This window comes from Enterococcus sp. OL5, from assembly GCF_006491895.1.
GTDB lineage: Bacteria > Bacillota > Bacilli > Lactobacillales > Enterococcaceae > Enterococcus_D > Enterococcus_D innesii.
Genome location: NZ_VHIL01000014.1, coordinates 75139 through 87934 on the forward strand (window position 1 = coordinate 75139; position 12796 = coordinate 87934).

The following is a 12796-nucleotide window of genomic DNA, read 5'->3' on the forward strand; positions in this document are numbered from 1 at the left end:
ATTATTGTGAAGAAGACTCTGATTAGAAAGAAGTACTATCAGTGACGCTAGAACATACCATAGGTAGAAGGGGACAGAAGCCGAATTCTGTGCCTCTTTTTTTATTTCTAGATAAGATTTAACTGGGGACAAGACATGCACCCCAACTTTGGAAACGGATACGTTATAATTTAGATACAATCAAACTTGGCCAAGGGAGATTAAAAAAAATGGATAATAATCGATTGAATTTCATTTATAAGCTTAATCATATTGTGAACGAAAATGAAGTAGGGACGGTTGAATTTGAACTTGCTAAATTTTTCTTAGAGAACTTCAAAAGCGTGACTCGCTGGAACATTTATCAGATTGCAGAAGAACAGCATGTATCACGGGCCTCCATTCGACGATTTGCGAAACAATTGGGTTACGAGAACTTTTTAGATATGAAAAAAAACGCGGAAACTTTTGATGATGGAATCAATGAATTTCTAAAGTTTTACGGCTACTCTGATTTTTTGCCTAAGCTTCAAGCCAATATTACTTCGCTAATGGAAGAATTAAGTCTGCGGTTTAACACACAAGAAGTCGATCGTCTTGTCCGATTAATCAATGATAGTCGAGAAGTTATGATTTTGTGTTCAAGCAATATTACCGGTAGTGTAAAAACTTTCCAACAGCGAATGGTTATCTTCGGCAAAAGAATTACTCTATTAACGTCAAAGAGCGACCTGACATTAGCCTTGGAACATTGCCAAGATCCCTTGATCATTGTTTTTTCGCTATCGGGTCTCTTCGTCTCTTCCATGCTTGAGATACTAAAAGAGGTCAAGGCACCAACGATTTTGTTTACAAATAATAGAAACCCGATCTATAACCGCTATTTTGATAAACTGTATCATTTAAGTTCACAAACACATGAAAAAGAAATCAATGAGCTGCTTTACTATACGTATGGCATTGATTTCGTGCTTGATCTACTATTCAATGGTTATTTACTTAAATTTAAGAGAGAAGGCAATGGGCATGCATTATAAAGATAAACCACTATTTCCAAAGGATTTTTTATGGGGGGCTTCAAGTGCGGCGTGGCAAGTTGAAGGGGCTGTAGCAGAAGATGGGCGTTCAACTGCGATCATCGACTTAAACAGTAAAAAGAAAAAGCCCTATACAGATAATTCGATCGCCGCTGATCATTACCATAAATACAAAGAAGATGTCCAATTAATGGCTGATGCGGGCTTTACTTCCTATCGCTTTTCGATTGCTTGGCCTAGGATCTATCCTGATAATTCAGGGGTGCCCAATCAATTAGGAATTGACTTTTATAATCAGCTGATTGATGAATTAGTTGAACATAGCATTACCCCAATCGTCACTTTGTATCACTACGATATGCCAGTCTGGGTTGACGAAGAATTCAATGGCTGGTACGACCGAGGTATTATTGATGCATTTGACCAATATGTTAGAACCTGTTTTGAGTCATTCGGCGATCGTGTGAAATACTGGCTGGCAATTAATGAGCAGAACATGCAAATTGTCTATGGAGACTGGTTAGGTGTATGCAAATACCCAGAGACTTGGTTTGAAGACAAGTGGAAAGTCAATCATATTATGAACCTATGTCATGCAAAAGCGGTGATTGCGTGTCATGAGTTGGTTGAAGACGGCAAGATCGGCCCGGTTCCTGGGATGGTTCCGTTTTATCCTGAGTCAGCAAAACCAGCAGATCAGATTGCAGCGATGAATGCAGAAGAACTGACGGAAAAAATCTGGAATGATTTTAATGCAAATCGTGAATACAATGGTTTTATTAAACGTTATTGGAAAGAAAATAATATTGACCCAGATATTCGCCCTGGGGATATGGAATTGGTTGCACATGCAAAAATAGACTTTTTCGGCATCAATTGTTACCGTAGCAACGTAGCGAAGGAGTCACCAGTGGCATCCGATCATCAAGAAATTGGGTTGAACAAATCGGGGAAAAAAGGGGAATTTGTTTACCCAAATTATCCAGGGATTTTTGCGCAAACGGTCAATCCTTTTGTCGAGACAACCGATTGGGATTGGGAGATCGATCCAGTTGCTATGCGTTACTTGTTACGGTATATGGAAGACCACTATCATTTACCAATGGTGATTACTGAGAATGGCTACGGGGCGCATGAGACGCTAGGTGAGGATGGACAAGTACATGATCAAGAACGAATCGATTTTTTAAATGATCAGATTTATCAAGTCGGATTGGCGATTGAAGATGGCGCAAAAGTCTTTGGTTATAATCCATGGTCATTTACTGATCTTTTAAGTACGGGCAATGGGATGGCGAAACGGTATGGACTTGTCTATATCAATACAACTGATGAAGAGTTACTGGATTTACGTAGAATCCCGAAAGATTCTTACTATTGGTATAAAGAAGTGATCCGATCAAATGGTCAAGCGTTAGCACGTCCAAAAGGATGAGAAATGAGCGATAGAAGAAAGAGCTTCTATCGCTCCAAAACTACTTTAGTGAAAGCGGTTTATTAAATAAAGTGAGGATGAATCACTATGTCAAACTATCATGAACTGGTTGCGTATATTATAAAAAATATCGGAGGAATCGAAAATGTTCAAACAGTCAATCACTGTGCCACTAGGCTTCGTCTGCAGTTGAGTGATCCAACCGCTTTTGATGACAAGCAATTAAAAGAAAACAAACTCATTTTGGGCACAGTGAGAAGAGGACATGAAGTTCAACTGATCATCGGTCCGGATGTGCCAAAAGTGTATGCAATTTTTACAGAAAAGCGAAATCAAATGAATGGTCAGACAAAGGAGGAACGAAAAACGAAGCGCACCCTCAAAGACTACGGCTTGCTGGTTGTCGATTTTATCAGTGGAACCTTCGTTCCAGTTCTGCCCGTATTGGTAGCTGCTGGGCTGGTATCGGCGGTATTGAATATTGGTGTGACCTTTTTCGGACTTGCAGCTGACAGCGGGACCTACACGATTTTAAATGCCATCAATGATGCGGGTTTTTATTTTCTACCGATTTATATTGGGTATAGTGCTGCTAGAAAACTTGGTATCAATGGTTTGATGGGTATGTTCCTAGGTGCGATCCTCGTCCACTCATTGATCAATGGCGTGGAAGGATTGAATTTCTTAGGAATCGCTATCCCAACGATGAGCTATAATACAACGACTATTCCTGTAATATTTGGTGTTTTGTTTATGGCGGTAATGGATCGAATCGGGGATAAGTTTATTCCGCAATCGATCAAGTATTTCGTCAAGCCATTATTAGTTATTTTAATTACCGTACCTGTCACACTAATCGTATTAGGGCCAATTGGCAATGCAGTGGGCGGATACATTGCTAGTGGTTTGAGCTTTTTATACGACAAACTCGGCTGGTTTTCAGTTGGTGTCTTAGGAGCAATGACTCCGCTATTAGTCATGACCGGCACTAATCAAGCGTTGTTCCCCTTGGTCTTTGCTATGTTAGGAGACTACGGCTATGATTCATTTGTTATGCCAGCTATGCTGGCAGCTAACGTTGCCGTGGGTGCATCAGCCTTAGCTATTTCTTATACGGAAAAAAATACTGAAAAAAGAGCGTTGGCTCTTTCTTCAGGACTGACTGGTGTGATGGGGATCACCGAGCCGGCTATTTTTGGCGTCTTGATCAACTACCGAAGTGCTTTTATAGGGGCGATTCTAGGTGGTGCAGTAGGTGGGATCATGGCAGGGTTTGTTCAACTAAAACAATATGCAGTTGTTTCACCAGGTCTGGTTGCGATCCCGACTTTTATCCCGACAGATGGTTCTGGATTCAATAGCAATTTTTGGTTTGCAATTGTCGTCATTCTCCTAGCTGTATGTGTCTCTTTTACTACAACGATTCTCTTAGAACAAAAACGAGTTCAAGCAAATCAAATGAGTAAAGCCGAAGATGCTTTGAAGGTTAGCAGCCCAATATCGGGAAGTGTTATTTCTCTTGAGGCAGTCAAGGACCCGATGTTTTCGGAAAAAATGATGGGGGATGGAGTGGCGATCATTCCTTCTGATGAAATTATAGTCGCTCCTTTTGATGGCTATGTGATTATGACTACACCCACCAAGCACGCGATTGGCTTAAGAGGAGAGAATGGTGTCGAACTTTTGATCCACATCGGGATCGACACGGTTCATTTAGATGGAAAAGGATTTACTCTTTATGTAGCTGAAAATCAATACGTTAAAGCTGGAGAAAAACTGATTTCTTTTGACGAAGAAGAAATCAGTGCAGCAGGCTATGATCTAACGATCCCCATCATTGTCACAAATACAGCTGATCATGAACCCTTTGCTCAGACGATACAGCAAAAAGTAAATAGCAGCGATTATTTATTTTCAGTTCAATAATGGGTTCCTAATTACTTCTTTTTCACGTTCCTAGGCGCGGACGTCAACTATACCTTCAAGTGAAAGCCCTGTCTTGAATTTTCGGCAGGGCTTTTTATTTGATGCCCTTTCTTTATTTCTACCAATAAAGTGTATCTAAAAAATCCAGAATATTTCGAAAAATACCATTGCTTATTTATGGCAAAACCATTAGTATTATTAGAAAAACTGATGGTGAACCGATGAAAAAGTTTAGTTTTTAACAACGGAAAAGTCGGATCAGTGGCATGAAATAGGAGTGATAAGTGTGGAAGAGTTATGGAATGTATTGAAACCAGCCGAACAAGTCGAACTGAAATTAAGAAAATTGTATACGCAGCATCATTTTTCCCCTTATCACTCGAACAACTTTGAAGAGTATCGCAACTATCAGCAAAATGATCAGTTCTTGCGTGGTTCTTCCATCATCACGTTTACAGGCACGGATGGCAGGACGATGGCGCTAAAACCCGATGTCACCTTGTCGATTGCCAAAAATACACCTTCTGGAGAAGCCCGCAGAGTGTATTATGTGGAGGATGTCTATCGACAGGATCGTCAAGCAGGGGAATACCAAAAGATCGATCAAATCGGTTTGGAGCTCATTGACCAAATCACATGGGAAGATCAACTGGAAGTTGTAAAACTGGCGTGGGAAAGTTTGGCTCAGGTGGGAAAAGGGACCTTAGATCTGTCCCATATGGGGATTTTGGATGGCATCTGCCAACGCTTTCCCGAAGCGGATCGACAAAAGGTACTGCACTGCCTGCGGGACAAGAGTTCTCATGGCATGGATGCACTGACTGAAAAAGCTGGCTTGTCAGCAACAGAAGCTGAAAAATTGGCGAAACTGGTACGTTTGTCAGGTGATTTTGAAACCAAGTATCAAAAAGCCAAAGAGCTGCTGGCAGAATATCCGCAAGCTCAAGCTGGTTTAGCAGAACTGAACCAACTGTATCAAGCATTGCAAAAAGAACAACTGTCAGCCTCCATTCGGATAAGGCTGGATTTTTCGATTTTAAATGATGCCGATTATTACAGTGGTTTGCTGTTTCAAGGATTCATTGAAGAAGCAAGAGAGACGATTTTATATGGCGGCCGTTATGATCGCTTGATGAGTCGCCAAGGCAAAGAGCAAGGGGCGATCGGGTTTGGTATGAAACTCAACCATGTAGGGCAAAAGGTGCCGACTGACAACGAAAGTTCAGGCTATTTGAACATTGCGCTACCTAAAGGCCGCATGGGGGATGCCGTATACGATTTGTTCACGAAAGCCGGTGTGGCTGCACAAGGTGTTTTCAAAGACAATCGCCAACTGATTTTTTGTGATGAAGAAAACAAACTGCGCTTTTTCTTAGTCAAGCCAAGTGATGTGGCAATCTATGTGGAGCACGGAGTGGCGGATATCGGTGTCGTAGGCAAAGATATTTTAATGGAAAGCAAGGCAGAAGTCATCGAATTTCTTGATTTGCATATGGGGGTCTGCCGTTTGGCAGTAGCGGCGCGTACAGATTTCGAGGAAGACTTCTCCCGCCCGCTGCGGGTCTCCACAAAATATCCGCAGATCACCCGCCAGTTTTATCAAGGGTTAGGTCGCTCGGTGGAATTGATCCAACTGCATGGATCGATTGAATTGGCTCCTTTGTTAGGTCTCTCCGATGTGATCGTTGACATCGTCGAAACGGGGACGACACTAAAAGAAAATGATTTGAAAGTGATCCAAGACATCGCGCCGTCTTCAGCGCGCTTAGTGATCAACCACGCCACGTGGCGTTTCAAGCAAGAACGCATTCAAACAGTGATTGAGAAGGTGAGGGAGCAATTATGAGAATTTTTTCGACCCAAAAAGATACGATCGAAACGATTGTGGCAAGGAAACAGTCGGAAACAAAGGATGTTTCAACCGTTGTCGCCCAAATCATTGCCCGTGTTCAGCAGCAAGGAGATCAGGCGTTGTTTCAATTAATTGAGGAAATCGATCAAGTGACCTTGTCTTCCTTAACCGTCAGTCCAGGGGAGATAGACGCGGCTGTCCAAGCCGTCTCCCCTGAGCTACTTGAGGTGATGGAACAGGCGAAAGAAAACATTTTGGCATTTCATCAAAAGCAAGTCCAGCAAGGCTTTGTCTTAACGAAGGAAAATGGCGTTGTGATGGGGCAGCGGGTCTTGCCACTAGCAAAAGTCGGGGTCTACGTTCCTGGCGGCACAGCAGCTTATCCCAGTACGGTTTTGATGGATGTTCTGCCGGCAAAAATCGCCGGGGTCAAAAAAATCGTTATGATCACACCGACGGACAGCCAGGGAAAAGTTCCGTCTGCTATCTTAGCGGCAGCTTCCGTTGCCGGAGTGGATGAAATCTACAAAGTCGGTGGGGCCCATGGCGTAGCGGCATTGGCTTATGGGACAGAAACGATTCCCAAAGTCGACAAAATCGTTGGACCAGGCAATATCTATGTTGCCACAGCAAAAAAAATGGTGTACGGCGAAGTTGATATCGATATGATCGCAGGGCCCAGCGATGTCCTGATCATCGCTGATGCCAGTGCAAATCCTCGCTGGCTGGCAGCGGATCTTTTGGCACAAGCCGAGCATGATCCCTTAGCGCAAGCCATCTTAGTCACAACAGAAGCAGCCTTGATTGAACAAGTCCAAGTAGAGCTTGACTTGCAGCTGAAGGAACTGCCCCGTAAAAACATTGCTGCTGCGGCGCTTGAATCTAGCGGAAAGCTGATCCTAGTCAAAGATTTGACCGACGCACTCACCATTGCCAATCAAATTGCTCCAGAACACCTTGAATTAGCAGTGGCAGATCCTTTTGCTTTGTTGGGACAAGTAGAAAATGCGGGTAGTGTCTTTTTAGGTCACCATACCCCAGAAGTACTGGGAGATTATTTTGCTGGGCCAAATCATACTCTACCAACAGAAGGGACGGCTCGTTTCTATTCGCCGTTATCCGTGGATGATTTTATTAAGAAAAGCAGCTACTTGTATTACCCAGAAGCAGCCATGAAGGCGGCTGGTCCAGCCGTAGCGTTGTTCGCAGAAACCGAAGACTTGATCGGCCATGCCCGTTCGATCAATGTACGAAGAGAGGGAGAAAAATGACCTTTTTACATCAAAAGTATCACAAGCTGGCTCCTTATACACCAGGGGAACAAGTAGACGAGCAAGCCGTTATTAAACTGAACACCAATGAAAGTCCTTATCCGCCAGCGCCAAGTGTTCAAGCAGCGGTTGCCGATGCCGCCCACAAGCTAAATCGTTACTCGGATATTGCTGCTGAAGTGGTGACAACCCCTCTGGCTGCTTATCTTGGCGTTACACCAGCCCAGCTGTTTCTCGGTAATGGCAGTGATGAAGTTTTGTCCTATCTCTTTCAAGGCTTCACGGAAAACGGCATCGCCTTTCCCGATGTGACCTATGGGTTTTATCAAGTGTATAGTGCCTTGTATCAAGTCGCTGCCACCGTTGTTCCGCTGCAAGAAGATTTCTCGATCGCGTTAACGGACTACGATTCGCTCAAAGGGACTGTCATTTTTGCCAATCCCAATGCGCCGACGGGGGTTTATCAAGAACAAAGCGAAATTTGTGCCTTTCTAAAACGGCATCCTGATCGCTTAGTGATTGTCGATGAGGCCTATATCGATTTTGGCGGCTCTTCGATGGTTTCTTTGATCGATCAATACCCAAATCTTTTAGTGGTGGGGACGTTTTCGAAATCTCGGCAGCTGGCAGGGGCACGCTTAGGCTTTGCGGTTGCTAATGAAGGACTGATCCAAGACTTGAATCGGTTGAAATTTAGCTTGAATCCTTACAATGTCAATAGTTTGACCCAAGCCGCAGGTGCAGCCGTTTTGCAGGAACAAGCGTATGTCGATGAGAAGATCCAAGCAACGATCCGCGTGCGTGAGTGGAGCAAGCAAGCCCTAGCGAAACTCGGCTTTGAACAGACCGACAGCCAAGGAAATTTTTTGTTTGCAAGGCATCCTGCGATTGCCGGTGAAGAGTTGTATCAGCGCTGAAAGCGCAGAATATTTTCGTCCGCTGGTTTAATCAGCCCCGCATCAAAGAGTATTTACGGATCACGGTAGGAACGAAGGCCCAGATGGAACGATTGATGACGGTGTTAACAACGATCATAGAAGAGGTGAAGGAATGAGAAAAGCAGAAGTTACCCGTAATACGACTGAAACCAAGATCCGCCTGCAGTTGACGATCGATGGTACTGGTCAGCAATCGATCAAGACTGGTGTGGGGTTTTTAGACCACATGCTGGAATTATTTGTCCGCCACGGTCGCTTTGATTTGACGTTGGTTTGTGATGGCGATACAGAAGTAGATGCCCATCACACAACAGAAGACGTTGCCATCGCCATTGGCCGAGCGTTTTCAGAAAGTCTTGGGGAGCGACGAGGCATCAAACGTTATGGTAGTATGCTGCTGCCAATGGACGAAGCCTTAGTTATGACGGCGATCGATATTAGCGGTCGCGGCATGGCAGTCGCAGAATTGGCGATACCGAGTGAAAAAATCGGGCAGCAGTTTGATACGGAATTGGTTGAAGAATTCTTCATTGCTTTTGCCCGTGAATTAGGTGCTACGATCCATCTCCATCAAATCGCTGGCAAAAACAGCCACCACATTGTGGAAGCGTGCTTTAAAGGCTTTGGGCGTGCTTTAGGTGAAGCAGTAGCGATCAATCAAGCAGCCCCAGATGAGATCCCTTCAACCAAAGGGACGATCCAGTGATTCATGAGGGGGAAAAATGATTACGTATCTTCCACACAGATGGATGAGATAAGGAAAGGGGCGTATTATGTTAGCAATCATCGACTATGGTGTCGGCAATTTGTTCAGCTTGTCTCGTTCGCTGGACTACTTGGGTGTTGAGTGCCGAATCACGCGTTCACTAGCGGAATTAAAAGCTGCCGACCGCATTCTTTTACCCGGCGTAGGTGCGTTTGGCGATGCCCGCCAAAAGTTAGCAGAGTTGTCGCTGATCGAACCGATCCAAGAATTGGCAGCAGCTGGCAAACCCTTTTTAGGCATTTGTTTAGGGATGCAGCTGTTGTTTGATAGTAGTGAGGAGTTTGGCACACATGCGGGGCTCGGTTTGATTCCAGGAAGGATCGTTTCCATGCAAAGCGCCGTTGAAGAAGCCAAACTGAATCTGAAAGTGCCGCAGATTGGTTGGAATCGGTTGACTGTCAGAAAAGAAAGCCCCCTCGTCAGCGGGTTAGGGGAACAAGACTTTGTCTACTATGTCCACAGTTATTTTGCTACTGATTGCCAAGAGTATGTCATAGCAGACAGTGACTATGGTCTTGCAATTCCCGGTATCGTGCAAAAAGACAATGTCTTCGGCACTCAGTTTCACCCAGAAAAAAGTGGGGCTGTCGGGTTGAAGATTTTAAAAGCATTTACGGAGGTGCCGCTATGAAAATTTTTCCAGCAATCGATCTGTTAGATCAAAAAGTGGTCCGTTTGTACCAAGGAGACTATGAGCAAAAAGAAGTGTTTGGGGATGATCCAGTGGCATTTGCTCGTTCCTTTGAAGAAGAAGGTGCCAACTATCTGCACCTCGTCGACTTAGATGGTGCCAAAGCCGGCAAACTCCATCACTTTGATGTCGCAAAAAATATTGTCCAGCAGACCAATCTGTTTGTCGAAGTCGGCGGCGGAATCCGTGAGGAAGAAACGATCCAGCATTGTTTGGCAGCAGGCGTTCATCGGGTGATCCTCGGCACGATTGCCCAGAAAGACCCAGCATTCACAAAAGCGATGCTCAAGAAATACGGCAACAAGATCGCCATTGGGGTCGATGCCAAGGAAGAAAAAGTGGCAGTGGAAGGCTGGCTCGAGAAAACGGCAACAGACGCGTTTACTTTTTGCCAACAATTGGTGGCATGGGGAGCGCAAACGATCATCTTTACCGAAATCTCCCGTGACGGTACAGGAGAAGGTATCAATCTGCCCTTATACGAAAAACTCAATCAATTGGATTGCGACATCGTGGCTTCTGGTGGCGTGGCTTCATTGGCAGATATCAAAGGATTAAAACAGTTGGGCATCTCTGGCGTGATCGTCGGGAAATCCTTATATAACGGCAGTCTCCAATTGGCCGATGTCTTAGCAGCAGGGGAGGAAAGGTCATGATCGCCAAACGAATCATTCCTTGCCTTGATGTGCGAGATGGGCGAGTCGTGAAAGGGGTCAACTTTGCTGGCTTAAAAGATGTCAATGATCCGGTGACTTTGGCGCGCTTTTACAATGAACAAGGCGCCGATGAGCTGGTTTTTTATGACATTACTGCTTCTGCAGAAGAACGCGGCTTATTCACGGACATTTTGCAGCGCGTGGCGTCAGAAGTGTTTATTCCTTTGACGGTGGGGGGCGGCATCAATCAAGTAGCAGATTTTGAACGAGTCTTAAACTGTGGCGCCGACAAAGTCAGTGTCAATTCGGGGGCGCTTCGTCGACCAGAGTTGATTGCAGAAGGTGCGAAACGCTATGGCAGCCAGTGCGTTGTTGTATCCGTCGATATTCGCCGAGTCGGTGAGAACTGGCATGTGTTTGCCAAAGGGGGGCGGGAAGATACAGGCTTAGAAGCATTGGCGTGGATTCGCCAAGCCGAGCAGTTAGGTGCGGGTGAACTAGTCATCAACAGCATGGATACCGATGGTGTGAAGCAGGGGTTTGATCTCGACTTGCTGAAAGCTGTCAGCGAAATCACCAAATTACCGATCGTCGCATCGGGTGGTGCTGGCAAAAGTGCCGATTTTATCGAGCTGTTTCAGTTGCCAAATATTGAAGCAGGTCTGGCAGCCTCGATTTTTCACTATGGCGAGGTAAAAATCCCGGAGCTGAAAAAACAATTACAGGCCGTCGATATTCCCGTACGAACCGTATAGCGTTGGCGTTTTGACAGGCAATAGAAGGAGTGGATAACATGGTGCAAGTACGATTTGATGAACAAGGATTGGTTCCAGTGATCGTGCAGGATGTGGAAACGAATGAAGTTTTGACCTTGGCTTATATGAACCAAGAAAGTTTGACTTTGACCTTGAAGGACCGATTGATGACCTTTTATTCCCGCAGTCGTCAAGAATTGTGGCGCAAAGGAGAAACCAGCGGCAATTACCAGCATTTAGTATCTTTGACCGCAGATTGTGATCAAGATGCCTTAGTCGCCAAAGTAAAAAAAGACGGACCTGCTTGCCATACAGGCACAGAAAGCTGCTTTACAGAAGTGCTTTATGGTACAGAATCCTCTCCGACCATTGATGCGTTGTATGAGCTGATAAAAGGTCGTAAAGATACCCCGCAAGAAGGCAGCTATACCAGCTACTTGTTTGAAAAAGGCAGTGAGAAAATCTTAAAAAAAATCGGCGAGGAAGCAACCGAGGTCGTGATTGGGGCGATGAAGGAAGACCGTCAAGAAACCGTTTATGAGATTGCTGATTTGGCGTACCATATATTGGTTTTAATGGCAGAAATGGGGATTGAGTTAGCTACTATTCGCCAAGAACTTGCCAAGCGTCATGTTGTGGATAAGAAAGTCAAACAAGAGCGGATGCAATAACAACATATTATCGATTTAAGTCTCTTTATTGTGATAGAAAGGAGATTTCTTTATGAAGACGATTGGATTGCTCGGTGGAATGAGTTGGGAAAGTACTGTCACATATTATACAAATATTAACAAAATGATAAATCAACAATTAGGCGGGGTGCATTCTGCTAAACTACTTTTAGCAAGTGTAGATTTTGCGGAGATTGAAGTTTATCAAAAAGAGAATGAATGGGAAAAAAGTGCCGTTGCTCTAACGAAAGTAGCCCAAAAATTAGAGAAAAGTGGAGCTGATTTTCTTTTAATCTGTACAAACACGATGCATAAAAATTATAATTACATCCAAAATAATCTGTCAATTCCAGTGCTCCATATTGCCGATGCTACAATTGCGGAACTTCAAAATAAAAATATTTCACGCGTTGGATTGATTGGAACAAGATATACAATGGAACAAGACTTTTATAAGAAAAGAATTGTGGATTCAGGAATTCAAGTGACTATTCCCGAACAGGATGAAATTGCAGAAGTAAACGATATTATTTTTAAAGAGCTTGTTTTTGGGAAGACACTTGCAGAATCAAAATCGTTTTATTTAGAAGTTATTGAAAAAATGGTGAGAAAAGGTGTTCAAGGAATCATTTTGGGTTGTACGGAAATAGATTTGTTGATTCAGCAAGAAGATTTAACCATTCCTGTTTTTGATACAACGATTATCCATTCAGAAAAAGCGGTTAATGAAGCCTTAAAAGAAGATTAGATATGCTCTTATAATTCATGGACTGTTTATTTACCATAAGACAGCAAAAGAGCTTGCTAGAAGTTTGCTTT

At 44.0% G+C, this 12796-nt stretch carries 11 protein-coding genes and 1 pseudogene; all 12 read left to right on the forward strand.

What is annotated here, in order from left to right; translation table 11 throughout:
- The first annotated feature begins 209 nt into the window (after positions 1–209).
- Positions 210–1016 carry a MurR/RpiR family transcriptional regulator gene (locus tag FJU10_RS15000; RefSeq protein ID WP_077454010.1) on the forward strand — a complete coding sequence of 269 codons (807 nt, stop codon included), beginning with the start codon at positions 210–212 and terminating at the stop codon, positions 1014–1016.
- Positions 1006–2451: a glycoside hydrolase family 1 protein gene (locus FJU10_RS15005; protein ID WP_140966262.1), complete on the forward strand. Its 1446-nt coding sequence runs from the start codon at positions 1006–1008 to the stop codon at positions 2449–2451. The genes FJU10_RS15000 and FJU10_RS15005 overlap by 11 nt, the downstream gene beginning before the upstream one ends.
- A gap of 87 nt (positions 2452–2538) precedes the next feature.
- Entirely contained in the window at positions 2539–4377 is a 1839-nt protein-coding gene (locus FJU10_RS15010) for a glucose PTS transporter subunit IIA (protein ID WP_140966263.1), read from the forward strand.
- Between the two features lie 286 nt (positions 4378–4663).
- On the forward strand, positions 4664–6223 hold the full coding sequence (hisG, locus tag FJU10_RS15015; protein ID WP_140966264.1) for an ATP phosphoribosyltransferase: 1560 nt from the start codon (positions 4664–4666) through the stop codon (positions 6221–6223).
- Complete coding sequence (gene hisD, locus FJU10_RS15020) at positions 6220–7500, forward strand: histidinol dehydrogenase (RefSeq protein WP_140966265.1); 1281 nt, start codon at positions 6220–6222, stop codon at positions 7498–7500. The genes hisG and hisD overlap by 4 nt, the downstream gene beginning before the upstream one ends.
- Positions 7497–8554: pseudogene (gene hisC / locus FJU10_RS15025) on the forward strand (histidinol-phosphate transaminase). Before hisD ends, hisC begins: the two are co-directional and overlap by 4 nt.
- Positions 8551–9144, forward strand: a complete 594-nt coding sequence (hisB, locus tag FJU10_RS15030; protein ID WP_140966266.1) for an imidazoleglycerol-phosphate dehydratase HisB — start codon at positions 8551–8553, stop codon at positions 9142–9144. The pseudogene hisC and the gene hisB overlap by 4 nt, the downstream one beginning before the upstream one ends.
- A gap of 67 nt (positions 9145–9211) precedes the next feature.
- Positions 9212–9835 carry an imidazole glycerol phosphate synthase subunit HisH gene (hisH, locus tag FJU10_RS15035; RefSeq protein WP_140966267.1) on the forward strand — a complete coding sequence of 208 codons (624 nt, stop codon included), beginning with the start codon at positions 9212–9214 and terminating at the stop codon, positions 9833–9835.
- Entirely contained in the window at positions 9832–10551 is a 720-nt protein-coding gene (gene hisA / locus FJU10_RS15040; protein ID WP_140966268.1) for a 1-(5-phosphoribosyl)-5-[(5-phosphoribosylamino)methylideneamino]imidazole-4-carboxamide isomerase, read from the forward strand. The genes hisH and hisA overlap by 4 nt, the downstream gene beginning before the upstream one ends.
- Entirely contained in the window at positions 10548–11306 is a 759-nt protein-coding gene (gene hisF / locus FJU10_RS15045; protein ID WP_140966269.1) for an imidazole glycerol phosphate synthase subunit HisF, read from the forward strand. The genes hisA and hisF overlap by 4 nt, the downstream gene beginning before the upstream one ends.
- 38 nt (positions 11307–11344) lie before the next feature.
- Positions 11345–11977 carry a bifunctional phosphoribosyl-AMP cyclohydrolase/phosphoribosyl-ATP diphosphatase HisIE gene (gene hisIE, locus FJU10_RS15050; protein ID WP_140966270.1) on the forward strand — a complete coding sequence of 211 codons (633 nt, stop codon included), beginning with the start codon at positions 11345–11347 and terminating at the stop codon, positions 11975–11977.
- A 52-nt stretch (positions 11978–12029) separates the two neighbouring features.
- A complete protein-coding gene (locus tag FJU10_RS15055; RefSeq protein WP_140966271.1) occupies positions 12030–12725 on the forward strand; it encodes an aspartate/glutamate racemase family protein in 696 nt (231 codons plus the stop codon).
- The last annotated feature ends 71 nt before the right edge of the window (positions 12726–12796 follow it).

Bases quoted from the DNA above. Each gene is read 5' to 3' on its own strand.
- FJU10_RS15000 (WP_077454010.1), top strand. From the start codon at position 210: ATGGATAATAATCGATTGAATTTCATTTATAAGCTTAATCATATTGTG.
- FJU10_RS15005 (WP_140966262.1), top strand. From the start codon at position 1,006: ATGCATTATAAAGATAAACCACTATTTCCAAAGGATTTTTTATGGGGG.
- FJU10_RS15010 (WP_140966263.1), top strand. From the start codon at position 2,539: ATGTCAAACTATCATGAACTGGTTGCGTATATTATAAAAAATATCGGA.
- hisD (WP_140966265.1), top strand. From the start codon at position 6,220: ATGAGAATTTTTTCGACCCAAAAAGATACGATCGAAACGATTGTGGCA.
- hisB (WP_140966266.1), top strand. From the start codon at position 8,551: ATGAGAAAAGCAGAAGTTACCCGTAATACGACTGAAACCAAGATCCGC.
- hisH (WP_140966267.1), top strand. From the start codon at position 9,212: ATGTTAGCAATCATCGACTATGGTGTCGGCAATTTGTTCAGCTTGTCT.
- hisA (WP_140966268.1), top strand. From the start codon at position 9,832: ATGAAAATTTTTCCAGCAATCGATCTGTTAGATCAAAAAGTGGTCCGT.
- hisF (WP_140966269.1), top strand. From the start codon at position 10,548: ATGATCGCCAAACGAATCATTCCTTGCCTTGATGTGCGAGATGGGCGA.
- hisIE (WP_140966270.1), top strand. From the start codon at position 11,345: ATGGTGCAAGTACGATTTGATGAACAAGGATTGGTTCCAGTGATCGTG.
- FJU10_RS15055 (WP_140966271.1), top strand. From the start codon at position 12,030: ATGAAGACGATTGGATTGCTCGGTGGAATGAGTTGGGAAAGTACTGTC.